The following is a 26,094-nucleotide window of genomic DNA, read 5'->3' on the forward strand; positions in this document are numbered from 1 at the left end:
GAGAGTGACCATGCGGATCCAAGCTGACAATCCCTCACCCATGACCCTGGACGGGACCAACTCCTATGTTCTGGACAGTGCCGGTGGCAGCACCGCCCTGCTCATCGATCCCGGTCCGGAGCTGGCCGAGCACCGCAGCGCACTCCTGGCGGCGGTGGGCGATCGGGACCTGCGCGGCATCATCCTGACGCATCAGCATGCCGACCATTCCGAGATGCTGGGATCGATCGAAGCCTGGGCCCCCGAGGTGCCGGTCCACGCGGTCCTGGAGCGGTTCGCACGGCATTCCGAACCGGTGCACGACGGCCAGCGCATCAGCTTCGGCTCCGCCGCGGAGGATGTGGTGGAGGTGATCGCCACCCCCGGGCACACCGCAGACAGCATCAGCGTGCTGCACGGCACCACCCTCTATTCGGGGGACACCGTCCTCGGCAGGGGAACAACAGTCATCACCCACCCGGAGGGGTCGGTGGGCGACTACCTCAACAGTCTGGAGACCCTGCGCAGCCTGGTCTCCGTCGGTCGCATCGAGACTATCGAGCCCGCGCACGGCCCCCGAATCGAGAATCCTGCCGCGGTGCTGGACTACTACCGCACCCACCGGGCGGAGCGGATCGAGCAGGTTCGGCAGGCGCTGGCCGCTGGGGCTTCGGGAGCCGAGGAAGTCCGGGACATCGTGTATCGCGATGTCCCGGACAACGTGCGCGAAGCGGCGCTGCAGATCGTGCGGGCGCAGCTGGAGTACGTCAGCGCAGACTGACCTCGGCGCCTCGCCGCAGGGCGGTCCGGCGGGGGCGAGCGCCGCCGCGCCGGGGACGTCGGCTGCGTGTCGAATCAGTGGGCGCGGTTGCGCAGCCGTTCGATGTCGAGAATGACGACGGCGCGGGCCTCGAGCCGGATCCACCCACGGGCGGCGAAGTCTGCGAGCGCCTTGTTGACGGTCTCGCGGGACGCGCCGACGAGCTGCGCGAGTTCCTCCTGGGTCAGATCGTGGGCGACGAGCATGCCGTCCGGGGCCGGTTTGCCGAATCGGGTGGACAGATCCAGGATCGCCTTCGCCACCCGGCCCGGCACATCGGAGAACACCAGGTCGCCGACGATGTCGTTGGTGCGACGCAGCCGCTGAGCCAGTGCCTTGAGGAGATTCATTGCCGCCTGCGGGCGCTCCCGCAGCCAGGACATGAGGTCCTCGTGCTTGAGGCTGAGGAGCTCGGTCTGCGACACGGCAGTGACCGTGGTGGACCGAGCGCCCGGATCGAAGAGGGTCAGCTCGCCGATGATCTCGCCGGGACCGATGACCGACAAGAGGTTCTCCCGGCCGTCCGGGGACTCCCGGCCGATCTTGAGCTTGCCGCTGGAGACGATGTAGAGCTCATCGCCCGGATCCCCCTCGGTGAAGAGCACAGTGCCGCGGCGCAGACTGCGCGGCTTCATGAACTTGACGAGGGCGCTGGTCGCCTCATTGTCCAGTCCTGCGAATAGGGTGGCGTTCCGCACTACCTCGATGTCCACTGAAGTCCTCCTGTCGTTGAAAGTTCGCCCCCCAATCTACCTGCTCAGTGTGGTTTCGCACACGTCCCGCCCTGGGGAAGCGGGCCCGGGCCGACCGCCGCGGAGGAGACCCCTCGGATAAGCTGGAACGCGTGTTGACGACTGCCGAGAAGAGCGCGCGCAGATTCGCGAGGGAGACACCGCTGGGCAGGACCCGGCGGGCACGGAAGATCGACCGGATCCTCACGGAGGTCTATCCGCACGCGCGGTGCGAGCTGGACTTCGAGAACCCGTTCCAGCTGCTGGTGGCGACGGTGCTGTCGGCGCAGACCACCGACATCCGGGTCAATCTGGTCACGCCCGAACTGTTCGCCGCGTTTCCCGATTCCCGTGCGCTGGCGGCTGCCCCTGTCGAGGAAGTGGAGCAGATCATCCGCTCGACCGGGTTCTATCGCGCCAAGGCCCGCAACATCGTCGCGCTCGCCCAGGAGCTCGTCGAGCGCTTCGACGGCGAGGTGCCGGACCGGATGGCCGATCTCATCACCCTGCCCGGCACCGGTCGCAAGACCGCCCACGTCGTGCTCGGCAACGCCTTCGACCAGCCCGGAGTCACCGTCGACACCCATGTCAGCCGCCTCGCGCAGAGATTCGCCTTCACCGGGGCGACGGATCCTGTGAAGATCGAACACGATATCGCGGCACTGTTCCCGCGCAGGGACCTGACGATGCTGTCGCATCGGCTGATCTTCCATGGGCGGCGGATCTGCCACGCGCGCAGGCCCGCCTGCGGCGCGTGTCCGGTGGCAGCTCTGTGCCCGAGCTTCGGGATCGGCGAACTCGATCCCGACGCGGCGCGCAGCCTGCTCAAGTACGAGATGGCGCCCGGCGCCGCGAAGCAGGGGCAATCACCCACGGAGCCAGGAGTGCAGCGATGAACGTCTCGGACACTGGGGCAGAGGCGATGGGAGCGGTCACCGATCCGGCGCGCCACGCCCTGGACCGCCTGCCGCGGTCGATCGGCCATGAGCAGTGGCTGCGACGTCACCACGCGGAGCCGGACGAACGCGTGCGCGACGCGGCGGTCCTCATGCTCTTCGGCCGCGGTCAGAAGCCGCGCACCCGAGCAGGTGCGGATGAGGTCGAGCGGCTGGAGGGCATGAATGCCGCTGATGTCGACGTGCTGCTGCTGCAGCGTGCTTCGACGCTGCGCCACCACCCCGGGCAGGTGGCCTTCCCCGGCGGCGGACAGGACCCGGAGGACGCAGACGCGGTCGCCGCAGCGCTGCGGGAGGCCGAGGAGGAGACCGGCGTGGACCGCTCCGGCATCGAGATCGTCGGGACGATGGATTCGCTCTACATTCCGGTCAGCCGCTTCGACGTCACGCCGGTGATCGGCTGGTGGCAGCGCCCGTCCGCTGTGCGCGTGATGGATCGGGCGGAATCGGCCCGCGTCTACCGCGTGCCGATCGCGGACCTCGTCGCGCCGGCCAACCGGGGGACCTTCACGCCGCCGAACCGCGCCTACTCCACCCCGGCCTTCGACGTCGGAGTGCTGCGCGTATGGGGATTCACGGCAGGGCTCCTGGAGTTTGCGCTCGAGGAGCTCGGCTGGGCCCGCGACTGGGACCGGGAGACCCATATCGAGATCCAGATCTGAGCCGAGACCTCAGCCGCTGACGAATCACCGCTCTGCATGGCATGAGCCCGAGGACGAGATGTCCTCGGGCTCATGCCATCTCACTGCTCCGGGTGCTCCGAGCGGATCAGACGCGCGGTCCGCTGGGGTTGCGCAGGGCGCGGGTGATCGCCTCGAGCGCAGACTTGCCGCCGTTGATCGCCGCAGTCGGAGTCGGGTTGCCCTTCTTGAACAGCGGAATGGCGACCGCAACCAGGATCAGCGCGATGACCACGAGGATGCCGAACACCATGAGGAAGCTGCCCCACCACGGCCAGCCGAGCCCTTCGTGGAATCCCGCGGCGGCCGCGAAGATCGCCATGATGCTGCCGAGGAACAGCAGGAACAATCCGGCACCGGCAAGCCCGGCGCCGATTCCGAGGTTCTTGGCGCCGACCTGGATCTCCGACTTGGCGAGCGCGGTCTCTTCCTGGGCCAGGGCCCGGGAATCCGCCTTGATGTCCTGGATCAGCTGGGAAATCGACCGCTCGGGCATGGAGGCTCCTCTGTATGTATGCGAACAGCTGTCTCTGAGTTCCAGCCTAATCCCTCCCGGCGCTCCCACGGGAACGGCGCGGCGTTCGAGGTCCTCACTCGTCAGCGCCTGACTTCTCGGCCGCCACCGAGGCGGAGATGACATCCATCACCGAGGCGTCGGCCAGGGTGGTGGCATCCCCGACCTTGCGGTGCTCGGCAACGTCCTTGAGCAGCCGACGCATGATCTTGCCCGAACGGGTCTTCGGCAGGTCAGCGACGATGTGGATCCGCTTGGGCTTGGCGATCGGGCCGATCTCCCGGCCGACGTGCGCCCGCAGCTCCTCGACCGTGCCCTCGGTCTCCTCGATGCCGCCGCGCAGGATGACGAAGGCCACGACTGCCTGTCCGGATGTCTCGTCCTCGGCGCCGACGACCGCCGCCTCCGCGACGGCCTCGTGCGAGACGAGTGCTGACTCGATCTCCGTGGTCGAGAGCCGGTGGCCCGAGACGTTCATCACGTCATCGACGCGGCCGAGGAACCAGATGTCGCCGTCCTCGTCGTAGCGGGCCCCGTCGCCGGCGAAGTACATGTTCTCGAACCGGGACCAGTAGGTGTCCTTGAACCGCTGCGGATCGCCGTAGATTCCGCGCAGCATCGCCGGCCAGGGCTCGGTGATGACCAGGTAGCCGGCGGTGTTCCTGTCGACCGGCTTGCCCGAGTCGTCGACCACGTCGACGACGATTCCGGGCAGCGCCCGCTGGGAGGAGCCGGGCTTGGTCGCCATCGCGCCGGGCAGGGGCGCGATCATATGGGCGCCCGTCTCCGTCTGCCACCACGTGTCCACGACCGGGCACCGGTCCGCGCCGATGACCCGCCGGTACCACATCCACGCCTCGGGATTGATCGGCTCGCCCACGCTGCCCAGCAGGCGCAGGCTCGACAGGTCGTGCTCGGCCGGGATGTCGTCGCCCCATTTCATCGCGGTGCGCAGGGCGGTGGGGGAGGAGTAGAAGGTCGTGACGCCGTGCTTGGCGATGATCTCCCACCAGCGACCGCGGTGCGGGGTGTCCGGGGTGCCCTCGTACATGATCTGAGTGGCGCCCATGGCCATCGGGCCGTAGACGATGTAGGAGTGCCCGGTGACCCAGCCGACGTCGGCCGTGCACCAGAAGACGTCGCTCTCCGGTTTGAGGTCGAACACCGTCTGCATCGCGAAGGCGTTCTGCACGAGGTAGCCGCCGGACGTGTGCAGGATTCCCTTGGGCTTGCCGGTGGTGCCCGAGGTGTACAGGATGAAGAGCGGATTCTCGGCGTCGAAGGACTCCCACCGGTGTTCGGCAGGCTGCTCGGCGACCACATCGTCCCACCACAGGTCGCGGCCGTCGACCATGTCGACGTCCTCTCCTGTGCGCTTGACGACCAGGACCTTCTCCACCGGGGTGTCGCCCTTGGCCAGCGCATCGTCGACCGCCGGCTTGAGAGAAGACGGCTTGCCGCGCCGGTAGCCCCCGTCGGCGGTGATCACGACCCGCGCCTCGGCGTCGATGATGCGGGAGTGGAGAGCGTCGGATGAGAACCCGCCGAAGACCACGGAATGGGCTGCGCCGAGGCGCGCGCAGGCGAGCATCGAGATGGCCGCCTCGGGAATCATCGGGAGGTAGATCGCCACGCGATCGCCCTGCCCCACCCCGAGGGAGGCCAGCGCGTTGGCTGCGCGGCTCACCTCCGCGGTGAGCTCAGCATAGGTGAGCGACCGAGTGTCACCGGGCTCGCCTTCGAAGTGGATCGCGACCCGGTCACCGTTTCCGGCCTCCACATGACGGTCCAGGCAGTTGTAGGCCACGTTGAGGCGTCCGCCGACGAACCACTTGGCGAACGGCGGGTCCGACCAGTCGAGCGTGTCGGTGAAGTCGGTCTCCCAGGAGATGAGTTCCCGAGCCTGCTTGGCCCAGAACCCGAGACGATCAGCTTGCGCCGCAGCGTAGAGATCGGCGCTCGCGTTGGCCTGCGCGGCGAACTCCGGGCTGGGATCGAAAGTCCGGCCCTCGTGATGCAGGCTTTCCATGGCTGTCTCGTCCGACATGTCGTCCTCCGGCTTCATCGATGGAGTTTCTCAAGGGTGCGGCAGGTGGTGGTCGGGCCTCCGCCTGGTTCCGTTCGAACTCTACAACGATTGCCGGTTCCGGTTAAGGGAATCGTGGGCTCCGCTCGGCCCTGAGCCGGGCTGCTGGAACGGCAGAATCGAGCGCATGAATCAGGTGCGGGGTGTGAAAGACTCGGTGTGGTTTGTCAAGATGAATGCCGTAAATCCCCTGCTCCGGCGACCGTCGGGGCGTCCCAAGGAGAAATTGAGCACATGAGCACTCTGAATCAGCCCTCCGGCGGAGGTCCCCACTGGGGGCAGACACCCCAGGGGGAGCAGGCCCCTGGGCAGCAGGGACTTCGCGCCGAGGATTCCCACCCGGGGCCGTTCGGCTCGCAGCAGACGCCTGACGGCGGCCAGTCGGCGCCCCACGGCGCGCACGCGGTCGGTCAATTCGGCGGGCCTCCGGGGCAGCCGGGTCCCTTCGGGGGACAGCAGGGCCAGTTCGGTGGCCAACCGGGACCTCAGTTCGGACAGTCCGGTGACTTCGGCCGGGGGCCCCAGCAGCCCACGCCTTACGGCTCGCAGCCTGGCGCCTATGGCTCCCAGCCTGGTGCCTATGGCTCGCAGCCTGGCGCCTATGGCTCGCAGCCTGGTGCCTATGGCTCGCAGCCTGGTGCCTACGGCTCGCAGCCGGTTCCGTACGGCGGTCCGGGTTCCCCTCAGCAGCCCGGCTTCGTCGCGACACCAGCCCATCGTCAGGGTCCGGCAGCGCAGCGCAGGCCCGGAGCCGGGGTGCTCGGCCCACTGACCGTCCGGGACATCCTGCTGCTCGTGGGCGCTCTCTTCGCGCTGGTCGGCATGGTCGCTCCGGTCTATCGGTTCGACGCGCCGTTCGGCGACGGCGGCGCGAATCTGTGGGTGTGGAACTGGGCCGGCGGCTCGCTGGCCTGGGCACTGATGGGAATGCTCACCGTCGTCGCCGCCGGAGTCATCTCCCTGCTCAACAAGCTCATCGCGGGCTTCCCGCAGCGGATCGGCTCACTGAGCCCGGACCAGCTGATCGCGGTGCTCACCACTGTCGGCTTCGCGACGAACTTCCTGTTCCTGATCACCGCCGTGCCCAGTTTTCACGTCGGCGGGTACTTCGCGTTCTTCGGCTCTCTCATTGCGTGCTTCGCCGGCGTCTTCACCATGATCCCGTTCCTCGGAGCGGAGTTCGCCCAGCGCGACGAGGTGACCGCCCACCCGAAGGCCCGGCCGGTCAAGCGCATGTCCAAGCAGGCGCAGACCATGCAGCCCGCCCCGTTCGGCAGCGCACCCCAGGGCTACGGGCCCGGCCCCCAGGCGTTCGGCGGTGCTCCGCAGGCTCACGGCTCGGGCCCCCAGGCGTTCGGCAGTGCTCCGCACGGCTATGGCTCGGCGCCGCAGGGATACGGTTCCGGTCCCCAGGCCTCCCGGGCGGCTCAGGCCGATGGCACTGCGCAGGGCTACGGAACGGCACCGCAGGGCTACGGGTCGGACATGCAGGGCTACGGCTCGGCACCGCAGGGCTACGGCTCGGGTCCGCACGATTTCGGGTCAGCGCCGCAGAGCTATGAGCCCGCGCCGCAGGAGCCGCAGCAGACCTCCACCGACGACCGGACGTATCTGGGAACCCGCTCCGTCGATTCGCCGGAGTTTGCGCAGAGTGAACCGACGCAGGCGTTCATGGCGGGCTCCTTCGGGCGTAACGATGCCGGGGTCGAGTCCAGCGCAGCGCCGGAGACCCCGGACGTCAATTCTCCGGCCTCCGAATCCGAGGCACGCGATCCCGAACCCCAGGAATCCGCAGCAGCCGGGACCGCAGTCTCCCAACTCGCAGATCAGACCCTGCCGGCCGCCAGGGCAGACGAATCCGCCGACGCCACCGGACTCGCAGTCTCTCGCAGCGCAGACAGCGCGGAGAATGCCGACGCGGGAGGGTCGACCACGTCCGTCACCGGCTCCTCCGAGTCTGATTCCTCGACGCCTGCACCGGCAGACCACGATGGCGAAGCCGGCCTGGGAGACACCATGCGCTTCGATCCCATGTGGGGAGATGACGTTCCGTCGTCGGACTCGGCGGCACGGACGGACACGGGATCTGAGCTTCAGGCCGGCGGCTCGACGAGAGCGGACATCAGCAACGAGGACGGCACCGCCGTGATTCCGGCCATCGGCCGGGAGGACGGCACGGCTGTGATGCCCGCAATCGGTTCCGGGGAGAACGCGTTCCAGGGCGACCACCCGCAGAGTGCGCAGGCTGCCGGTGACCCCGACGAGCCCACCCAGTGGTTCAGGGCATTCGACCACTCCGGTCGGGAATCGGGAGAAGCAGAGGGGCAGGTAGGGCAGCAGGCTCAGCCGCCGATCCAGCAGGCGTTCTGGTTCGCTGTGCCCGAGCCGCGCGACGCGGTCGATCCCTCCACCGGCGCCGCCGCCTTCACCATCACCCCGGGCGAATGGTTCCTGGCACTGGCCGATCACGGCACCAGCTTCACCGTCCGCAATTCCGATGGTCGAGAGGGAGTCCTGCACAACGTCGAGGGAATCCAGCGGGGCTGACGATGAGCGAGCTGAGTTCGGCATTGCGCATCCTCGCAGCGCTCGATCCCGTCGAGGAGGCCGTCGCCCGAGCCCGTGCCGCCTGCACGGACCTGCGATGGCACAACGCGCTGCGCAAGCGGATGTCGGAATGCAGGGCCGAGGCGACCGTCCGCGCCGCCCGGTCATCGGCGGCACTGGAGGGAGCGCGATTCCCCATCGCATTCGTCCGCGAAGTCATCGCAGGAGCACGTGAGGTGCCCGACGACCTCTCGGGCACCCAGCTCTCCGCCGCGATCAGGGTGGCGGCAGTCGCCCAGGAGCTGTCGGAGAAGCCCGATGCGCTGCGCGGCGGACTTGCCCACGTGATGTCGAAGCTCTCGCTGGCGGCCGGGGCCGGACTGGTCCCCGACGAGCAGCTCGGTCGGCCCAGGCTGGCCGGAGAGGAGCCCGGAGACCTCGGCGGACTGCCGCAGGCCCCGGGGCCGGCGGAGGTGGCCGACCGGATCGGTCAGCTCGACGAACTCCTCGCCGACCCGACCCTGCCCGGTCTGGTGGTGGCGGCGATCCTGCAGGGAGAAGTCATCGCCCTGCGTCCTTTCGTGGTCGGCAACGGGCTGATCGCACGGGCGCTGTTCCGGATCCAGCTCGTCTCCGCAGGTGTCGACCCGACCGGCGTCGGCGTGCCGGAGGCCGCCTTCCTGTCAGATGTCCAGGGCTACGGCCAGGCAGGAGCAGCCTACACCTCGGGCGCAGATGTCCCCGGCTGGATCGTCTCGTGCGCGACAGCTGTGGAGAAGGGCGCCGGAGAGGGCCGCACCGTCTGCCAGGCGGTGCAGGCCGGAAAGCTGCCGAAGACGGCCTGACCAGGTGCGGGATCCTCTCACCGGATCCCAGGTCACAGGGCCGGCACCGGTGGTCACACCGGGGCCGGCCCTCGTCGGCTGTCCCCAGTGCGATGCCCGCGATGCACAGGTGACCTTCCGATGGACAGGGTTGCACCATGGCCCGCATCGCTCTGCTCACCCAACTGACCAGCCTCGTCGAACATTGTGCGGCGATCGCCGACAGCATCGGCATCGCCCTCGACGTCCTCGCCCCGCAGTCGGGCGGCTGGCAGGACGCCGTTCTGATCCTGCTCGGCGAGGACGTCGTCGACCCGCCCAACGCCGTCGGCGTCCCCACCGTCCTCATCGCCCCCGCCGAGGCGCACAACGCCTGGGTCAACGCCGCCCGGCTGGGCGTGGATCACGTCGCCCTCCTGCCGGCGGCCGCCGAATGGCTCACCCAGCGCATGATCACCGCGGTCGAGCCCCCGTCGACCCCGGCCACGACGGTGGGCATCGTCGGCGGATCCGGCGGGGCGGGCGCCTCGGTGCTCGCCTGCGCGATCGCCCGCCACGCTGCCGGAACGAACACCTCGACCGTGCTGCTCGACGCCGACCCGCTCGGTGGGGGCCTCGATCTGGTGCTCGGCTGCGAGGACATCGCAGGGCTGCGCTGGCCGGCCCTGACCGCGTCGAAGGGCAGGCTGCGACCGTCGACGCTGACACAGGCGCTGCCCCGGTTCCACGATCTGGCAGTCCTGTCCTGGGACCGGGAGGGGCGTGAAGAGCTCTCCGGGGACGTGTTCGACGCGGTGCTCACCGCCGCTCAGCAGGCATTCGACCTCGTCGTCGTGGATCTGCCGCGGCACGCGCCCGCCGACTGGGCACGGGCCTGCCACCATCTCGTGCTCGTGACCCCCGCGCGGGTCAGAGCCGCTGTCGCGGCGGCGCGGGTCGCGCGGCGGCTGGCCGACGTCCATCCCGGGGTCAGGCTCGTGGTGCGCGAAACCGACCGCTTCGGACTCGACCCCGAACTCGTCGCAGAGACGATCGGCCTGGACCTGATCGGGACACTGCACGACGACGGCAGCCTGGCAGCGCGCATCGACCGCGGGGAGGGAATCCCGGCAGGCCGCACCCACCTGAGCAGGTTCGCCGAGCTCGTGCTGACGGGCCTCGCGTCGTGAGCGAGTGGATCGAACCGGCGCTGATCTCCGAGGTCCGGGACTACCTGCTGGAGAATCCCGGCCCCGTGACCGCCTCGGCCGTCGCGACCGCTGTGCAGCGCACCGGTCGAGTGCTCGGTGCCGGTGCGCTGCTGGAGCTCGTCTCCAGAATCTCGGCGCAGCTCGCCGGTGCCGGTCCGGTGCAGCCGCTGCTCGACGAACCCGGCACCACCGACGTGTTCGTCAACGGCCCGCGCGACATCTGGGCCGACCGCGGACACGGCCTGCAGCCGGTGCCGATCTCGCTGGGCAGCGAATCCGACGTGCGCGCCCTCGCCGTGCGGCTGGCAGGGCTGGGTGGTCGCCGCCTGGACGATTCGAGCCCGCTCGTCGACGTCCGCCTGCCGGACGGGGTGCGACTCAATGCGGTCATCCCCCCGCTGTCGGGGGAGCAGACGGTGATGTCCTTCCGCGTCCCGCGCCCCACCGGCTTCCGGCTCGCCGAGCTGCTGGCGACGGACTTCGTGCCCCGGGAGATCCACGAGCTCCTCACCGAAGTGCTCGAACGACGGGCGAACTTCCTGATCTCCGGCGGGACAGGATCGGGCAAGACGGTGCTGCTCGGAGCTCTGCTGTCCGAGGTGGCCGCTGACCAGCGCATCATCGTCGTCGAGGACTCGCGGGAACTGCTCATCGACCATTCGCATGTGGTGCAGCTGGCCGCCCGGCAGAGCAATGTCGAAGGCGTCGGCGAGGTGGGCATGTCGGACCTGGTCCGCAATGCCCTCCGCATGCGCCCGGACCGCCTCGTCGTCGGCGAATGCCGCGGCTCGGAGGTGCGGGACATGCTCACCGCGCTCAACACGGGACACGAAGGCGGCTGCGCGACCATCCACGCGAACACGGCACAGGCGGTGACCGCGCGGCTGGAGGCGCTCGGAGCGCTGGCCGGGATGACCCCGGCGGCAGTGAGGTCCCAGATGAGCACCGCCATCGACCTCGTCATCCACGTGCGCAGGGAGGGCGGCCGCCGGGGAATCGCGCAGGTCGCCGTGCCGGCTCCCGAGGGCGGCGATCGCATCGAGATGTCGACCGTCTGGGAGCGCGCCACCGGCTTCGCCTCTGCAGGAGTCGAGGCGGCCCGGCGGCTGCTCGAGCAGCGCGGCGCGTCATGAGCTGGCTGATCGGTCTGCTGGTCGGCCTGGGATTCTGGCTGCTCGCAGAGTCCTCCGCCGCAGCCCGGCTGACCAGCCTCAGCGCTGCCGCGCAGCCGGCGGCCAAGCGGGCGCGGAAGCGGACGGACGAGGACCGTCAGTCAACGGCGGTGGCCGTCATCGACCGGGCCGCCGAGCTGCTCCGTGTGGGCATGCCGCCGTCGACCGTGATGGCGCAGCTGTCCGCCCTGGCCGAGGACGAGGACCTCGGGCAGGCGCTCATGCGCATCAGCCGCTCGCTCGAGCTCGGGGACCCGCCGCAGGACGCGCTCCGGCGCCACACCAGCGAACTCAGCGCACCCGTCGCCGAGGTGTTCGAAGGCATGGCAGCCGTGTGGTACGTGGCGGAGACGGCAGGTGCGCCGGCCGCCGACATGCTCTCCCGGTACGCCGAGACCTGTCGGGAGAAGGCCGACTCCAGCCGGGAGCGGGCCGTGGCGCTGGCCGGGCCGGCCTCCACCGTCACGGTCCTCACCTGGCTGCCGATCCTCTCGCTCGGACTCGGGCTGCTGATCGGTACCGACCTCGGAAAGCTGCTCGCATCGGTGCCGGGAGTGCTGAGCCTGGGGCTCGGCGCCCTGCTGCTCATCGGCGGCCGGCTGTGGATGCGCGCACTGCTCAGGAGGGCCGCATGATCGAGATCATCGTGGGAGCGCTGGCCGGGGGGCTGGTGGGGTTCGGCTGGTGGCTGCTCGGCGGGGGAGTGGGCCATCGGCTGCGCGAGCTGACCCGGGTCGGCGCGCAGCGCTCCGGGGCCGTGACTTGCGCCGCAGACATTCGATCCGGAGCGCCGAGTGAGCGCGGTGGGGCAGCCATTGCGGGAACCAGCCGGGTCGACGCGCTCGCCTTCGACCTCGATCTCGTCTCGATCTGTCTGCAATCCGGGCTCCCGACGGAGCGCGCCCTGTCGCTGGCGGCCTCGGCGGGCGGCGATCGGACCGGGCTCGACCGGCTCGGCCGTTCGCTGGCGCTCGGCGAGGTCGACGGCTCGAACGAGGAGCTGGCCGCGGTCGGCCGCCTGGTGCTGTTCTCCCGGTCGACCGGCGTCGCGCTTGCGCCGCTGCTGCGCGGCCTGGCTGGGGACCTGCGCCGCGCCGAGCACCGACGCCGGCAGGTCGCGGCGGCTCGGCTGGGAGTCGAGCTCGTGATTCCCCTGGGCGTCTGCATTCTGCCGGCGTTCATCCTGCTCGGAGTGGTGCCGGTCGTGCTGAGTCTGGTCGACGACATGGGCATCCTCTTCGGCTGATGGGTCCTCCGGTCACAGCTCCGTCCTCCGTCGCTGCAGAGCCGCTGTGGACGAACGCAGGCCATCCACAGACCGCGCGTGGTGGTGGTCGGGGCCGGCGGCGGAGCGCAGGATCGAATCACCATCGCTCGACACGGAAAGGATTCACGATGGCAACGACAGATCTCAACACCCGGAACACGCCCTCGACCATCATCACCGACCTGCAGGACGACACAGGAGCCACCACTGCCGAGTACGCGATCACCACGCTGGCCGCCTGCGGCTTCGCGGCGGTGCTCGTCCTCGTCCTCAAATCCGACGGAATCCGCGAACTCGTGACCGGCGTGATCTCCAGCGCACTCGGTCTGGGAGTGTGACCTGATGTCCGCGTCCCGCGATGACCGCGGTGCTGCAACTGCGGAGTTCGCCATGATCATGCCGGCGCTCGTATTGCTCATCGCGCTCATTGCGGGCGCGGGCACCATCGGCCTGTCCCAGCTGCGCGCACACGACGCGGCGAGGGCGGCCGCGCGGGAAGCCGCACGCGGCGAGCCGGAGAACGACATCCGCCGGGAGGCCCGGGAGCGCGCCGGGACCGGCGCGGTCGTGGAGATTCGGCACGAGGGCGGCTACACCGCCGTCGAGGTCTCCGTGCCGCTGCCGGAATCCCTGCACCCGATCCGCGACTCCGTCGCCGCCACCGCCACAGCTCGCACGGAGGGGATCCGATGACCGACATCCTTCAGCGGGTCACCGCACGGGTGCGGCGCATCGGCGTGGACGACCGAGGCTCGTCCACGGTGGTCTCCGTCGCCGTGGGAGCAGCCGCACTCGGGCTGACGGTCGGTCTCGGCCTGGGTGCTCAGGCCTTTCTCGCACATGCCCGAGTCGACAGTGCTGCGGACCTCGCAGCGCTCGCCGCCGCCGACGCCGCCCGCGGCATCACTCCGGGCGAGCCCTGCGCGGTCGCGCAGGAGACGGCCGAACACGGCGGAGCAGAGATCACCGAGTGCATCGCCAGGCCGGATCTTGGCACGGCCAAAGTCGTCGCCGAGATCGACCTGCCGTCCCCACTCGGATCGGTCAGCGCCACGGCGGTGGCCGGAACGCCGACCGCTCGCAGCGGCTGATGGCACAGGGCGTCGTAGGCAGCCCACCCGGCCCCTCAGCTCAGCAGAGCACGCAGGATCCTGACTGCTCCGTCCTTGTCCAGCGGCTCGTTGCCGTTGCCGCATTTGGGCGACTGGATGCAGGAGGGGCAGCCGGTCAGGCATTCGCAGGCCTCGATCGCCTCCAGCGTGGCCCGATGCCAGGAGTCGAAGCAGTCGAAGCCGCGCTCGGCGAACCCGGCTCCGCCCGGATGCCCGTCGTAGACGAACACCGTCGTCATTCCGGTATCGGCATGCATCGCCGTCGACACTCCGCCGATGTCCCACCGGTCGCATCCGGCGAACAGCGGCAGCAGCCCGATCGCCGCATGCTCGGCCGCGTGGACGGTGCCCGGCACATCGACCTTCGTCAGCTCCGCCTCGGCCAGCAGATCAGTCGGAGCCGTCCACCAGACAGCGGCGGTGCGCAGCGTGCGGGCCGGCAGGTCGAGCGGATGCTCGCCCAGCACCACCCCGGTGCGCTGCTGGCGCAGCTGGTACGCCACGACCTGGTCGGTGACCTCCACCGTTCCCTGGAGCACTCGCGCCCCGGAGGGAAGAGTGCGCGAGCGGGCTGTCGACTCGACTCGGATCTCCGTGACCGACTTCGCCTGAGTCGTGTAGTCGACGATCGCCTCCTCGACGAGGGCGACCCTGGACTCCAGGTCGAGGTCGCCGACGGCGAAGGTCCGTCCCTGGTGGATGTAGATCGCCCCGGGGTGGCTCTGCGTGTGGGCACCGGCCTCGTCGATCGTGCCCAGGAGCGTGCCGGTCGATCCCTCGACGATCCGGACCTGCCCACCGCCGGATCCTCTGATGTCCGTGAGATCGGCCGCCGACTCCGCCTTCGCCCAGAACCAGCCGGTCGGCCGCTTCCGCAGCATCTTCGCGGCCGTCAGCGAGTCCACCACCTGTCGGGCAGTGTCGCCGAAGCCGGACAGATCGGCAGCGGTCAGCGGCACCTCGGCCGCGGCCGCGCACAGATGACCGGCCAGCACATAGGGATTGCCCGGGTCGATCACCCCGGCATCGACCGGTGCCCCGAAGATCGCCTCCGGATGATTGACGACGTAGGTGTCGAGCGGATTGTCCCGGGCGATGAGAACCGCCGCCCACTGCTGCCCCGCTCTGCCCGCACGGCCGGCCTGCTGCCACAGGGAGGCGAGCGTGCCGGGCCAGCCGGCCATCACCACCACATCGAGGCCGGCGATGTCGATGCCGAGCTCGAGGGCGTTCGTCGAGGCGACCGTGCGCAGCCGGCCGTTGCGCAGTCCCGACTCGAGCATCCGCCGCTCCTCCGGCAGGTATCCCCCGCGATACGCGGCGACCTGCCGGGGAAGGGTGTCATCGATCAGTCCGACCTCCCGCCGGACCGCCTCGGCCAGGGTCTCCGCGCCCCGTCGGGATCCGATGAATGCGATCGACCGGCGGCCGGCGCAGGTGAGATCGGTGAGCACATCGGCAGTCTCCGCGAGGGTGCTTCTGCGGGTGGAGTCGGCCACCTCGGTCTCCGGAAGGAACGGCGGCTCCCACAGGATGAACTCGCCGGCCGCGCGGGGGGAGGCGTCCTCGGTGACCGCCGTGCACTCCCGACCGGTCAGGCGGGCGAAGGTCTCGGCCGGGGCCGCCATCGTCGCCGAGGCCGCGATCACCACCGGATCCGCACCATGGTGCCGGGCCAGGCGCACCAGTCTCCGCAGCACCAGGGCCACATGCGAGCCGAACACTCCGCGGTACCGATGGGCCTCATCGACCACCACGAAGCGCAGCGTCCGCAGCCAGCGGCTGAACAGGGAGTGCCGCGGCAGCACCGAGCGGTGCAGCATGTCCGGATTCGTGAACAGCACGTTGGCATGCGAACGCGCCCAGGCCTTGTCCGCCTGCGAGGTGTCCCCGTCATAGGTGCCCGGTCGCAGCCCGCGCAGCACCAGCGACCGCAGCTTCGAGAACTGGTCGGCGGCCAGCGCCTTCGTCGGCGACAGGTAGATCGTGGTGGCCTGCCGCAGCGGGACCTCGTCCCGGGTTCGGGCGACGGAATCGAGCACCGGCAGCAGGAAGCCGAGGGACTTGCCCGAGGCGGTGCCGGTCGAGATCACGGTGTCGGCGCCCCGGTGCGCGGACTCGGCTGCTGCCGCCTGGTGAGCCCAGGGCCGCTCGATGCCGGAGGAGCGCAGCGCTTCGACGACCTCGGCGTGGACCCAGTCCGGCCATGCCACCGGCCTGCCCGTCCGTGCCGGGAAGCGCTCGATGTGGCGGATCCGGTCGGCACGGCGCCCGAAGTCGCCGATGAGATCCACGAGCACGGAGGGGGAGTCGACCATGCCGGACATTCTCCCATCTACGCTGGGCGGGTGACGGATACACCTCAAGCTCCTGCCCCCGGAGCGGACAGCCTGCGCGCGCTCGCGGAGATCCTCGTGGGCAGCCAGTACACCCCCGCCGGGCTGCGAGGGCTGTGGGGGATCGACGCCGACGCCGCCCTGCAGCGCAGCAACGCCGCGCCGGCGCGCTGGCAGATCCGCCGGAGCCGCGATCCCCGCGCGGTGCTCGCAGGCCTGTTCCTGCTCGAGGTGCCGCAGCCGCGCACGCGGGTCGACGCCGTGCTCGGTCCCGTGCTCGTCGAGCGCCTCATCACCGCCGGACTGCTCTCCGTCGCCGAGGCGACCGTCACCTCGCGCCTGGCGCTGACTCCCTGGGCGGTTCCCACCGGGGTGCCCCGCGGCGCCCGGCCCGGTGACGAGACCCTCTTCCTGCTGGCCGACCACGGCACTCTCGCCCGGCCCGTGCCAGTGCCGGGAGACTTCGTGCTCGGGCTCGGCGGTGCCGGGCGGACCCTGGCCGACATCACTCCGCGCCACGCCGTCGGAACGGCCGTCGACATCGGAACCGGCTGCGGGATCCAAGCGCTCCTGCTGGCCCGGCACGCGGACCATGTGGTGGCCACTGATGTCTCGGAGCGCGCGCTGCGGATCGCCGCCCTCAATGCGCACCTCAACCACGCCCCGAACATCGAGTTCCGGCAGGGCTCGCTGTTCGAGCCGACCCCCGAGGCATTCGACCTCGTGGTGTCCAACCCACCCTTCGTCATCACGCCGCAGGGCCGGACGCCGGCCTTGGAGTACCGCGACGGGGGCATGACCGGCGACGGGGTCATGCGCCGCCTCCTGGAGCAGACACCCGCCCACCTCACCGCTGACGGCCACGCGGCCTTCCTCGGCAACTGGGAGTACGGGCCGGGGCGCACGGAGCCGAGCAGCTGGAGCGACGCCGCCGACACCTCGGTGATGGTGATCGAACGGGAGCGGCTGGACCCGGCCGCCTACTCCGAGACCTGGATCCGCGACGGCGGAGTGCAGCGGGCCGGCGAGCGCTTCGAGCGCGACACTGCCGCATGGCTGTCGGACTTCGCCGCCCGCGGCGTCGAGGAGATCGGCTTCGGCTGGGTGCGGATGCATCGGGGCGAGCCCGAGGCGGGCGCCGGCGTGAGGCATTTCGAGCGGCTGGCCGGCCCGCTGGGCGCCAACCCCGTCGGCACCGGCGCACACCTCGACACCCGATTGGCTATGCTGGAATGGCTGCACACCGCCGACGACGATGAGCTTGCGACCACTGCATTCGTCCGCTCCGGCGACGTCACCGAACACCGGCACCACACCCCGGGCTCCGAGGCGCCGACCATGCTCACGATCGAGCAGGGCATCGGCTTCGGGCAGACGTTCGCCTCGGACCCGGCGCTGTCGGGCTTCCTCGGAGTGGCCGACGGCAGCCTGAGCCTGGGGGCGATCAGCGGTGCGCTGGCCAGTCTGCTGGACATCGAGGAGCCCGCCCTGCGGACCCAGCTGATCGGCCAGGTCCGGAGCCTCGTGCCGGCCGGTGTGATGTATCCCGCTGTGTCGGAGCCCTCCGAACACTAGTGTTAGATTCTTATGAGTTCCCTCGGGGGATGTGCTCGGCGCAGCACCGAGCAGCCCTGGGACTGTACCCGTTGAAAGGAACGCAGTGGCATCAACTGCTACGCAGCCGCGGCGCCTCGTCATCGTCGAGTCGCCGACCAAGGCCCGCACCATCGTGGGCTATCTGGGCGAGGGCTACGATGTCGAAGCCTCCGTCGGCCACATCCGCGATCTGCCGCAGCCCTCGGAGCTGCCCGCGGATATGAAGAAGGGTCCTTTCGGGAAGTTCGCGGTCGACGTCGACCACGGCTTCGAGCCGTACTACCGGGTCGATCCCGGCAAGAAGAAGAAGGTCGCCGAGCTCCGCGCGCTGCTCAAGGATGCCGACGAGCTCTACCTGGCGACAGATGAGGACCGCGAGGGAGAGGCCATCGCCTGGCACCTGCTGGAGGTCCTCAAGCCGAAGATCCCCGTCAAGCGGATGGTGTTCCACGAGATCACGCCCGAGGCGATCTCCCGGGCGCTGGAGAACACCCGCGAGCTCGACACGAACCTCGTCGACGCGCAGGAGACCCGGCGCATCCTCGACCGGCTGTACGGCTATGAGGTCTCGCCGGTGCTGTGGCGCAAGGTCAACCGCGGCCTGTCCGCCGGACGCGTGCAGTCCGTGGCGACCCGGCTCGTGGTCGAGCGCGAACGCGAGCGGATGACGTTCGTTCCCGCCAGCTACTGGGATCTCGACATCGAGCTCGCGGCACCCGGGAACGGGAACGCCTTCGCTGCCAGGCTCACCGCCTATCACGGCACCAAGGTCGCCTCCGGCCGCGACTTCGACGACCGGGGACAGCTCAAGTCCGGTGCCGACGTCGTCGTCCTCGACGAGGCCATGGCCACCGAGCTGGCGGAGACTCTCAACACCACGGCCAGGGAGGCGCTCACCGTCTCCAGCCTGGAGACGAAGCCGTACTCGCGCCGGCCCGCCGCTCCGTTCACCACCTCCACGCTGCAGCAGGAGGCCGGCCGCAAGCTGCGGATGTCGTCCCGGCACGCGATGCGGGTGGCGCAGTCGCTCTACGAGAACGGCTATATCACCTACATGCGAACCGACTCCTCGTCACTGTCCGCGCAGGCCATCAGCGCCGCCCGCCGCCAGGTGTCCGAGCTCTACGGTCCCGAGTACGTGCCCGACTCCCCGCGCCTGTACGCGAGCAAGCAGAAGTCCGCGCAGGAGGCCCACGAGGCGATCCGACCCGCCGGTGACTCCTTCCGGACCCCGGCGCAGGTCTCCAACAAGCTCTCCGGGGACGAGTTCCGGCTCTACGACCTGATCTGGAAGCGCACGGTCGCCTCGCAGATGGCCGACGCCAAGGGCAGCACCGCGACCATGCGGATCACAGCGGACCTGGGGGACTCGCAGACGGCCGGCCTGACCGCCTCGGGAACGGTGATCACGTTCCGGGGCTTCCTCGCCGCCTACGAGGAGGGCAGGGACGTCGACCGCTACGACACCGCCGGCGGCGAATCGCGCCTGCCTCAGGTGTCCGAGGGCCAGCAGCTGCGGGTCGACCGGGCCGAGGCGGACGGCCACACCACCGCGCCGCCGCCGCGCTACACGGAGGCCAGCCTGGTCAAGACGATGGAGGAGCTCGGCATCGGCCGGCCCTCCACCTACGCCGCGATCATCTCGACGATCCAGGACCGCGGCTATGTGCGGACGCGCGGCAACGCGCTCGTGCCGACCTGGGTGGCCTTCGCAGTGGTGCGCCTGCTCGAGCTGCACTTCGCCGGACTCATCGACTACCAGTTCACCGCCGCGATGGAGTCGGACCTGGACCGGGTCGCCGCCGGTGACGAGGACGGGTCCGAGTGGCTGTCGACCTTCTACTTCGGCGACGAGTCGGAAGACCACCCCGGTCTCAAGCCGACGGTCGACGACCTGGGCGACATCGACGCCCGGGAGATCAACACGATCCCGATCACCGAGGGCATCGATCTGCGCGTCGGCCGGTACGGGCCGTACCTGGAAGTCGCGCAGGAAGAGGGCGAGGAGCCCAAGCGCGTCTCGGTGCCCGACGAACTGGCGCCGGACGAGCTCACCGCCGACAAGGCCCGCGAGCTCGTCGAGACCTACGGCAACGGTGACCGGGAGCTCGGCACCGACCCGGAGACCGGCCACACCGTGGTCGTGAAATCGGGTCGCTACGGCCCCTATGTCACCGAGGTCCTCCCGGAGGAGGAGCAGACCAAGGGCAGCAAGAAGGTCAAGCCGCGGACTGCGTCCCTGTTCAAGTCGATGGAGCCGGCGAGCGTCACCCTGGAGCAGGCGCTCAAGCTGCTCAGCCTCCCGCGCGAGGTGGGCACGGATGCCGACGGCACGGCGATCACCGTGCAGAACGGCCGCTACGGCCCGTACCTCAAGAAGGGCACGGACTCCCGATCACTGACCGACGAGGAGCAGATCTTCACGATCACCCTCGAGGAGGCACAGGAGATCTACGCCCAGCCCAAGCAGCACGGACGCAGGGCAGCAGCCCCGCCGCTGCGGGAGTTCGGCGAGGACCCCGAGTCGAAGAAGCCGGTGGTCGTCAAGGATGGGCGGTTCGGCCCCTACGTCACCGACGGGGAGACGAACGCGACCCTGCGCAAGGACGACTCCCCGGAGGCGATCACCGAGGCGCGCGCCTTCGAGCTGCTGGCGGAGAAGCGGGCGAAGGGCCCGGCCAAGAAGCGCACCACCACCCGCAAGACGCCTGCGAAGTCGACGACCAAGCGCACGACCGCCGCGAAGAAGACGACGACTCCCAAGAAGGCGCCGGCGAAGACCGGTGCAACCGGGAAGTCGGCGTCGGGCACGACGCGCACGTCGACCAGCGGCGCGACCGGGAAGTCGGCGTCAGGCACCGCGGAGACGTCCGGCTCCTCCGACTCGAGCACGTCCTGATCCGACCGAGCCCAGCTCGAGCGAGACCAGCCCGAACACAGCTTGAGAATGAGACCAGCCCGAACGCTTCCGCCGCTCCCACTTCGAATCGAGGATCGATGCAGGACCCGTCACGCAGCCGAGCCGCCCACCAGTCCGCAGAGCCGTTCGTCCGCTGGTCCCGCCCCGAATCCGAGCGGGCGGGCAGCGCCCTGCTGGTGGTGCTGCACGGGCTGGGGGCCGACGAGAACGACCTGTTCGGCATCGTGCCGGAGCTGCCGGAGAAGTTCACGGTGGCGTCCGTGCGCGCGCCGCTGGCCCTCGACTACGGCGGGTTCAGCTGGTTCCCCGTGACCCCGCAGCTCGCAGCCGATCCGCACGAGGTGCGGTCCTCGGTCGAGGGCCTGCAGCGATGGGTGGCCTCGCAGCGCGAGCAGTTCGCGAGCACCTCGCTGCTCGGGTTCTCCATGGGAATGGCCATGGCGACCTCGCTGCTGCGCATCGAGCCGGAGGCGTACGCCTGCACCGTCGGGCTGTCCGGCTTCGCCATCGACCCGGGCGAGAGCCCGCTGGCGGGCGTCTTCGACGATGACGCCGTCACCGCCGTCCGGCCGAAGGTGTTCTGGGGCCGCGACCAGCACGACCCGATGATCGATCCGCAGATGATCGCCTACACCCGCAGTTGGGCCTCCGACCGCGTGCAGCTCACGGAGCAGCTCTACACCGGGGTCGGCCACGGCATCAGCCCGCGCGAAGTCAGGGACGTCAGCGAATTCCTCGGCGCCGCAGTCGGCTGAGCGAGCCGGACGCTGATCGCTCCCCGGCTACAGCACGTGCCTGTCGCGCTGCTGGGAGGCGGCGCGCGCCTCGTCGGCAGTGAGCTTCCCGGGAATCAGGCGGCAGCGCTCTGCGAAGGCATTCGTGAACGCCTCCGTGGCCTGGTCGACGGTGATCTCCGGGTGGATCTCCGAGATCGCCCCGCCCGTGGCCGGATCCCACGTGACGCCCAGGGCGGACTCGATGTCGATGAGCACCGCGCGGATGGGATCCGGATCGGTGATGATGATCGAGGAGGAGAACAGCCAGCCGCGGCTCGTCACCCGCTGCGCTGTGCCGATGGCCTTGATCCGCCCCGCGACATTGACACTGTGCTCTCCGGGGCAGTACTCGCCGGGGATCTCACCGAGGCGTGCGTCGACGCCGATCCCGCGCAGCACCTGGGTGTAGAACTCGCCGAAGCTCGAGAACCGCTGCTGGGTCCCGCTGAGCAGGTCGTCAGCGGGCTCCAGATGGTCAATCACCAGGCTGCCCGGATGATAGACGGCGACCCGACCGCCCAGGGAGCGCAGCACAGGAGTGAAGCCGTGGTCCCGCGCCGCGTCGACCGCCTGGGAGAAGCCAGGCAGGAAGCGATCGCGTCCGCCGAAGGCCGCAGTCGGCTGCGGACGATAGATGCGCAGCACCCCGGCGCGGCGTCCCGCCTTGACCTCGTCGAGGAGGACGAGTGCCTCGGCCAGGGCCGTGGCGGGGTCGTCGGAGGCGGAATCCAGGAGGGTGAGCGGGACTGACACTCCAACAGGATAGGCCGAGCCGGCCGGGAGCAGGTGCCCGCGCCGGTGTCCCGGTGTCAGCGCCGCGAAGTAGAGTTGAAGGCGTGAATAGCACCGTCCGACCCTCAGCGCCCCCGCCGACTGCCGCTGCCGCCTCTCGGTCCCCGGTCTTCGGTCCGACCGCGATGGAGATCGCCTGCTGGATGGTCGGGCTTGCTCTTGCCGCCCTCTCCTCGGGCATCGCGGGTGTTGTCGGCTTCACCGAGGTCCTCGAGCCGACCGCCATGCGGGACATCTTCCTCGAAGTCGAGGGCACCACCTTCGACGTTCGGCAGGCCGTGCTGGCGCTGCTGCTGGTCTTCGTGCTCACCGCCGCCGGGGTCTTCCTTCCGCACCGGGTGCTGGGCGGGCTCGCCCCTCCGGCGCGCCGGACTGTCCTGGGCGTGACATCGGTCGCCACCGCGGTGGCGGCGCTGGCGCTGTTCTTCTTCCCGGTGGTGTGGCTGTCGTGGCTGGTGGCCCTGCTGCTGGGCGTCGCGGTGGCGGTGATGGTGCTGCAGTCGCCGGATGCCAACCAGAAGCCCTGGCGCACTGCCGGTGTCGCGGCCGGCCTGCTGCTGTTCGTGACCTATGCCTTCCAGATCGTCGGCGGAGTGGAGGCCGGAGCGCTCGGAGTTCGCTGGTTCCTGCTGCTCGGCGCGGTGCTGCTGCTCGTCGCCGCCGTGCTCGTGCTGCTGGGACCCGCCCAGCCCCAGGCGCCGCCGGAGACCGGGACATTCCCCCAGGCGAGCGCGGCCCTGCGCGCTCCGGAGGAGATCGCTCGGCCGTGGGCCTGCCACCTCCTCTTCGGAGTCCTGGGTGCAGTCTTCGCATTGGCCCAGCCCGCAGTGATCGACGAGGGCTTCGGGCAGGCCGGATTCGCCGTCATCGTGTGCAGTGCTCTGCTCGGCTGGGCGATCGGCTACGAGGTCGGCCCCACGTTCGCGCCGGGAATGACTCGACCGCGACTGACCTCCTTCGCGCTGCTGGGATCCGGCGTGCTGATGGGTGCTGCGGGGATCATCGAGGAGCTGTCGGGCAAGGCAGTCCTGTCAGGCGCTGTGGCGTTCGCGGTCGGAGTGGGTGTGCGCGCCCAGCCCTACGTCTTCTCCCGCCGGGTCGGTGTCACGCTCGGGGGCGTGCTCGCGCTCCTGCTGGCCTCCGCCGGCTTCCGCGCAGAGGTCCCGCTGAGCACCTACGCACACTGGTCGGTGTCGTCCATCGGAATCGGGTACGGAGCAGTGGGACTCGCAGCGCTCATCGCCGGGGTGGTCGCGCTGTTCACCTTCTCGCCCCAGGGGCTGCAGGGACTCGCCGTCGACGTCGTGCATGCCTTCCGGTCGCCGGCTGCGGTCCCGGAGGGGCACAGCCGCGGCCTCCCATCCGGAGGGGCGCTCGGTCCAGCCGGTGATCATGCTGCCGCCACCGGGGTCTTCGTGGCCTTCGAAGGCGCAGACGGCTCCGGCAAGTCGACGCAGGCGAGTCTGCTGGCTGAGCATCTGCGCTCCCGCGGACTCGGCCCGGTCACCGTGACCCGCGAGCCCGGCGGCACCGAGGCCGGTCGGGCGATGCGCTCAGTGCTCCTCGACGGAGAGGGCGTCGCCGCGCGCAGCGAGGCGCTGCTGTTCGCTGCGGACCGCGCCCACCACGTCGCCGCCCTCGTGGGTCCCGCACTGGAGCGCGGTGAGGTTGTCATCACCGACCGCTACATCGACTCCTCCCTGAGCTATCAGGCAGCAGGTCGGGAACTGCCGCGCGACGAGATCGCCCAGCTGTCGCGGTGGGCGACCGAAGGGCTGGTCCCGCACCTGACGATCGTGCTCGACATCGATCCGCAGACCGCGGCCGCGCGAACTGCATCCCGGGGTGAGCAGAACCATCTCGACAGCGCGGACATCGAGTTCCGCCGGAGGGTGCGTGAGTCCTTCCTCGACCTGGCCGCCAAGGAGCCCTCGCGCTACATCGTGATCGACGCCGACAGGACAGCGGCGCAGATCGCTGCGGATGTCCACGCCGCGGTGGACCGGCTGCTGAGCACGCGCGCCGCACCGCAGGTGCGTCCCGACCAGGCCCGGTCGGCGCCCGTCCCGCCCGGCGTGCCTGGCTCTGCTGTCCCTGCTGACCACTCGGGGGAGGCGGTGACCACGGTGCTGGACCGGGGTGGGGCAGCACAGTCCGCTCACCCGCCCGCCGACCGGTCGACCCCGGACCGGTCGACCCCGGACCGGTCGTCGGCGACCCCGCACCCAGCGCCGGCGACCCCGAACCTAGCGCAGGCTCCGAAGCAGACTGGTCCGGTGCTGCCGACCGACCAGGGAGAGGCTGCCACCACCGTGATCCCGACCCGCGGAAGTGAGTCGGCGGCGGTCCGCCCGGACGAGGAGCCGACCACGGTGCTGCCGGGCCGGCCGGCTGCTGAGGAGCCGCAGTTCAGGCAGACGAAGAGCCGTGAGCGTCTGCAGGCCCAGGCCGAGATCGAGCGCAGGGCGCGGGAGCGGCTGCGCCAGGCCCGGATGCGATCCTCCGGACGTGAGCGGCCGCAGAACTCGGGACCGCAGAACTCGGGACCGCAGGGTCCAGGACCGCAGGAGCCGGGATCGCAGGAGCCGGGACCGCGGGACGACGGCCCGGGACGGCGGCGGTGAGCGTCTGGCGCGAGCTCGTCGGCCAGGACCGCGCCGTCGAGCAGCTTAGGAACGCGGCTCGCGCAGCCGGGACCGGAGCCGCAGCGATGACACATGCCTGGCTCATCACCGGCCCGCCCGGATCCGGGCGCTCGAATGCCGCCCGTGCCTTCGCCGCTGCCCTGTTGAGCGGGGACGCCGGGGAGACCACGAGCCCGGCTGCCGTGCGTGCTCTGGCCGGCACCCACGAATCGATGACGGTGATGTCCACACAGAAGTCGCTGATCTCCATCGACGAGGTCCGCGATCTGGTCTCCCGCGCGCAGAGCGCGCCCGTCAATGCGGAGTGGCGCGTGGTGATCATCGAAGATGCAGACCGGATGGCCGAACGCACGTCCAACGTGCTGCTCAAGGCGATCGAGGAGCCCCCGCCGGCCACCGTCTGGATCCTGTGCGCTCCGAGCCCGCAGGACGTGCTGACGACGATCCGCTCCCGCTGCCGCAACGTCAATCTGCGGATCCCGCCCACGGAAGCGATCGCGGAGCTGCTTCACGTGCGTGACGGAGTGGACCGGGACACGGCCATCTGGGCGGCGGCCGCGGCCCAGAACCACATCGGACGCGCCAAGTACCTGGCCACCAGCGGCACCGCTCGCGCTGAGCGCGCCCGTGTCCTCGACATTCCGGAGAAGCTGACCTCGCTCGGCGCCACAGTGCGGCTGGCCGGCCGGATCGCAGACGAGGCGGCCGAGCGGGCGAAGACGCGCACGGAGGAGCGCAACGCCCGTGAACGCGAGCACCTCCTCGAGACCTTGGGTGTCGAACCGGGCAGAAGCGTTCCCCCGGCCGTGCGCGCGCAGGTCAGACGACTCGAGGAGGAGCAGAAGCGCAAGAGCGTGCGCGCCCGCAACGACGAGATCGACGCCATCCTGCTCGAGCTGCTCTCGCTCTACCGGGATGTGCTGCTGTGTCAGCTGGGGCTCAGCGACGGCTGGATCAACCGGGGCGAAGAGGAGCGGATCCGGGCTCAGGCATCGGCCTCGGACGCGGCGAGCACCCTGCGCCGGATCGATCTGATCGGACAGGCACGCGACAGGCTCGCCACGAATATGACGCCGCAGCTCATCGTCGAAGCGGCGTTCATCGGCCTGTCGAACCCCTGGCTCACCGCCGACTGAGCTGCAGCTCCCGCG

Annotated in this window: 22 protein-coding genes; 17 read left to right on the plus strand and 5 right to left on the minus strand. The window is 70.1% G+C overall.

Annotated features, from left to right (window positions below; translation table 11 throughout):
- The first annotated feature begins 40 nt into the window (after positions 1-40).
- A complete protein-coding gene (locus LXN01_RS00575; RefSeq protein ID WP_236862598.1) occupies positions 41-760 on the plus strand; it encodes an MBL fold metallo-hydrolase in 720 nt (239 codons plus the stop codon).
- A gap of 74 nt (positions 761-834) precedes the next feature.
- Here LXN01_RS00575 and LXN01_RS00580 read toward each other — a convergent pair whose 3' ends face one another.
- Complete coding sequence (locus tag LXN01_RS00580) at positions 835-1,512, minus strand: Crp/Fnr family transcriptional regulator (RefSeq protein WP_236862599.1); 678 nt, start codon at positions 1,510-1,512, stop codon at positions 835-837.
- Positions 1,513-1,643: 131 nt separating this feature from the next.
- Between LXN01_RS00580 and nth the strand changes: the two genes are divergently transcribed.
- Together nth and LXN01_RS00590 are read left to right on the plus strand one after the other, a co-directional pair.
- The gene (gene nth, locus LXN01_RS00585; protein WP_425547670.1) at positions 1,644-2,426 is read left to right on the plus strand and encodes an endonuclease III; all 783 of its coding nucleotides are present in this window, start codon (positions 1,644-1,646) and stop codon (positions 2,424-2,426) included.
- Positions 2,423-3,148 carry an NUDIX hydrolase gene (locus tag LXN01_RS00590; RefSeq protein ID WP_236862600.1) on the plus strand — a complete coding sequence of 242 codons (726 nt, stop codon included), beginning with the start codon at positions 2,423-2,425 and terminating at the stop codon, positions 3,146-3,148. Before nth ends, LXN01_RS00590 begins: the two co-directional genes overlap by 4 nt.
- A gap of 106 nt (positions 3,149-3,254) precedes the next feature.
- Here the strand turns inward: LXN01_RS00590 and LXN01_RS00595 are convergent, their stop codons facing one another.
- Together LXN01_RS00595 and acs are read right to left on the minus strand one after the other, a co-directional pair.
- Positions 3,255-3,662, minus strand: a complete 408-nt coding sequence (locus LXN01_RS00595; protein ID WP_236862601.1) for a phage holin family protein — start codon at positions 3,660-3,662, stop codon at positions 3,255-3,257.
- Positions 3,663-3,756: 94 nt separating this feature from the next.
- A complete protein-coding gene (gene acs / locus LXN01_RS00600) occupies positions 3,757-5,727 on the minus strand; it encodes an acetate--CoA ligase (RefSeq protein WP_236863104.1) in 1,971 nt (656 codons plus the stop codon).
- 273 nt (positions 5,728-6,000) lie between these two features.
- Between acs and LXN01_RS00605 the strand changes: the two genes are divergently transcribed.
- The 9 genes from LXN01_RS00605 to LXN01_RS00645 all read left to right on the plus strand — a co-directional run bounded on the left by LXN01_RS00605 (position 6,001) and on the right by LXN01_RS00645 (position 13,857).
- Positions 6,001-8,313 carry a hypothetical protein gene (locus tag LXN01_RS00605; RefSeq protein ID WP_236862602.1) on the plus strand — a complete coding sequence of 771 codons (2,313 nt, stop codon included), beginning with the start codon at positions 6,001-6,003 and terminating at the stop codon, positions 8,311-8,313.
- A gap of 2 nt (positions 8,314-8,315) precedes the next feature.
- A complete protein-coding gene (locus LXN01_RS00610; RefSeq protein WP_236862604.1) occupies positions 8,316-9,158 on the plus strand; it encodes a Fic family protein in 843 nt (280 codons plus the stop codon).
- A gap of 137 nt (positions 9,159-9,295) precedes the next feature.
- On the plus strand, positions 9,296-10,306 hold the full coding sequence (gene ssd, locus LXN01_RS00615; protein ID WP_236862605.1) for a septum site-determining protein Ssd: 1,011 nt from the start codon (positions 9,296-9,298) through the stop codon (positions 10,304-10,306).
- Entirely contained in the window at positions 10,303-11,460 is a 1,158-nt protein-coding gene (locus LXN01_RS00620; RefSeq protein ID WP_236862606.1) for a TadA family conjugal transfer-associated ATPase, read from the plus strand. The genes ssd and LXN01_RS00620 overlap by 4 nt, the downstream gene beginning before the upstream one ends.
- Entirely contained in the window at positions 11,457-12,134 is a 678-nt protein-coding gene (locus LXN01_RS00625; protein ID WP_236862608.1) for a type II secretion system F family protein, read from the plus strand. The genes LXN01_RS00620 and LXN01_RS00625 overlap by 4 nt, the downstream gene beginning before the upstream one ends.
- On the plus strand, positions 12,131-12,745 hold the full coding sequence (locus tag LXN01_RS00630; protein WP_236862609.1) for a type II secretion system F family protein: 615 nt from the start codon (positions 12,131-12,133) through the stop codon (positions 12,743-12,745). Before LXN01_RS00625 ends, LXN01_RS00630 begins: the two co-directional genes overlap by 4 nt.
- A 149-nt stretch (positions 12,746-12,894) precedes the next feature.
- Positions 12,895-13,104 (plus strand): DUF4244 domain-containing protein, encoded by a 210-nt coding sequence (locus LXN01_RS00635; protein ID WP_236862611.1) that lies wholly within the window; start codon positions 12,895-12,897, stop codon positions 13,102-13,104.
- Positions 13,105-13,108: 4 nt separating this feature from the next.
- Positions 13,109-13,459, plus strand: coding sequence for a TadE family type IV pilus minor pilin (locus LXN01_RS00640; protein WP_236862612.1), 351 nt, complete (start codon positions 13,109-13,111; stop codon positions 13,457-13,459).
- A complete protein-coding gene (locus LXN01_RS00645; RefSeq protein ID WP_236862613.1) occupies positions 13,456-13,857 on the plus strand; it encodes an Rv3654c family TadE-like protein in 402 nt (133 codons plus the stop codon). The genes LXN01_RS00640 and LXN01_RS00645 overlap by 4 nt, the downstream gene beginning before the upstream one ends.
- Before the next feature lie 35 nt (positions 13,858-13,892).
- On the opposite strand, the gene LXN01_RS00650 is transcribed toward LXN01_RS00645, so the two are convergent.
- A complete protein-coding gene (locus LXN01_RS00650) occupies positions 13,893-16,196 on the minus strand; it encodes a DEAD/DEAH box helicase (protein ID WP_236862614.1) in 2,304 nt (767 codons plus the stop codon).
- Positions 16,197-16,226: 30 nt separating this feature from the next.
- Between LXN01_RS00650 and LXN01_RS00655 the strand changes: the two genes are divergently transcribed.
- From LXN01_RS00655 to LXN01_RS00665, 3 genes are all read left to right on the plus strand, one after another.
- Positions 16,227-17,789, plus strand: a complete 1,563-nt coding sequence (locus LXN01_RS00655) for a DUF7059 domain-containing protein (RefSeq protein WP_236862615.1) — start codon at positions 16,227-16,229, stop codon at positions 17,787-17,789.
- Between the two features lie 85 nt (positions 17,790-17,874).
- Entirely contained in the window at positions 17,875-20,709 is a 2,835-nt protein-coding gene (gene topA / locus LXN01_RS00660) for a type I DNA topoisomerase (protein WP_236862616.1), read from the plus strand.
- Between the two features lie 98 nt (positions 20,710-20,807).
- Complete coding sequence (locus tag LXN01_RS00665) at positions 20,808-21,485, plus strand: alpha/beta hydrolase (protein WP_236862618.1); 678 nt, start codon at positions 20,808-20,810, stop codon at positions 21,483-21,485.
- Between the two features lie 27 nt (positions 21,486-21,512).
- Here the strand turns inward: LXN01_RS00665 and LXN01_RS00670 are convergent, their stop codons facing one another.
- Entirely contained in the window at positions 21,513-22,259 is a 747-nt protein-coding gene (locus LXN01_RS00670; protein WP_236862619.1) for a lipoate--protein ligase family protein, read from the minus strand.
- A gap of 83 nt (positions 22,260-22,342) precedes the next feature.
- On the opposite strand from LXN01_RS00670, the gene tmk reads away from it, so the two are divergent.
- Positions 22,343-24,922: a dTMP kinase gene (gene tmk, locus LXN01_RS16280; RefSeq protein ID WP_236862620.1), complete on the plus strand. Its 2,580-nt coding sequence runs from the start codon at positions 22,343-22,345 to the stop codon at positions 24,920-24,922.
- On the plus strand, positions 24,919-26,079 hold the full coding sequence (locus LXN01_RS00680) for a DNA polymerase III subunit delta' (protein ID WP_236862621.1): 1,161 nt from the start codon (positions 24,919-24,921) through the stop codon (positions 26,077-26,079). The genes tmk and LXN01_RS00680 overlap by 4 nt, the downstream gene beginning before the upstream one ends.
- Positions 26,080-26,094: the final 15 nt, after the last annotated feature.

Origin of the sequence: Brevibacterium daeguense (assembly GCF_021729135.1) — a bacterium.
Taxonomy (GTDB): domain Bacteria; phylum Actinomycetota; class Actinomycetes; order Actinomycetales; family Brevibacteriaceae; genus Brevibacterium; species Brevibacterium daeguense.

What these genes read in the sequence shown, in the direction of transcription:
- LXN01_RS00575 (WP_236862598.1), top strand. Translation starts at nt 41, where the DNA reads ATGACCCTGGACGGGACCAACTCCTATGTTCTGGACAGTGCCGGTGGC.
- LXN01_RS00590 (WP_236862600.1), top strand. Translation starts at nt 2,423, where the DNA reads ATGAACGTCTCGGACACTGGGGCAGAGGCGATGGGAGCGGTCACCGAT.
- LXN01_RS00595 (WP_236862601.1), bottom strand. Translation starts at nt 3,662, where the DNA reads ATGCCCGAGCGGTCGATTTCCCAGCTGATCCAGGACATCAAGGCGGAT.
- acs (WP_236863104.1), bottom strand. Translation starts at nt 5,727, where the DNA reads ATGTCGGACGAGACAGCCATGGAAAGCCTGCATCACGAGGGCCGGACT.
- LXN01_RS00605 (WP_236862602.1), top strand. Translation starts at nt 6,001, where the DNA reads ATGAGCACTCTGAATCAGCCCTCCGGCGGAGGTCCCCACTGGGGGCAG.
- LXN01_RS00610 (WP_236862604.1), top strand. Translation starts at nt 8,316, where the DNA reads ATGAGCGAGCTGAGTTCGGCATTGCGCATCCTCGCAGCGCTCGATCCC.
- ssd (WP_236862605.1), top strand. Translation starts at nt 9,296, where the DNA reads ATGGCCCGCATCGCTCTGCTCACCCAACTGACCAGCCTCGTCGAACAT.
- LXN01_RS00625 (WP_236862608.1), top strand. Translation starts at nt 11,457, where the DNA reads ATGAGCTGGCTGATCGGTCTGCTGGTCGGCCTGGGATTCTGGCTGCTC.
- LXN01_RS00630 (WP_236862609.1), top strand. Translation starts at nt 12,131, where the DNA reads ATGATCGAGATCATCGTGGGAGCGCTGGCCGGGGGGCTGGTGGGGTTC.
- LXN01_RS00635 (WP_236862611.1), top strand. Translation starts at nt 12,895, where the DNA reads ATGGCAACGACAGATCTCAACACCCGGAACACGCCCTCGACCATCATC.
- LXN01_RS00640 (WP_236862612.1), top strand. Translation starts at nt 13,109, where the DNA reads ATGTCCGCGTCCCGCGATGACCGCGGTGCTGCAACTGCGGAGTTCGCC.
- LXN01_RS00645 (WP_236862613.1), top strand. Translation starts at nt 13,456, where the DNA reads ATGACCGACATCCTTCAGCGGGTCACCGCACGGGTGCGGCGCATCGGC.
- LXN01_RS00650 (WP_236862614.1), bottom strand. Translation starts at nt 16,196, where the DNA reads ATGGTCGACTCCCCCTCCGTGCTCGTGGATCTCATCGGCGACTTCGGG.
- LXN01_RS00665 (WP_236862618.1), top strand. Translation starts at nt 20,808, where the DNA reads ATGCAGGACCCGTCACGCAGCCGAGCCGCCCACCAGTCCGCAGAGCCG.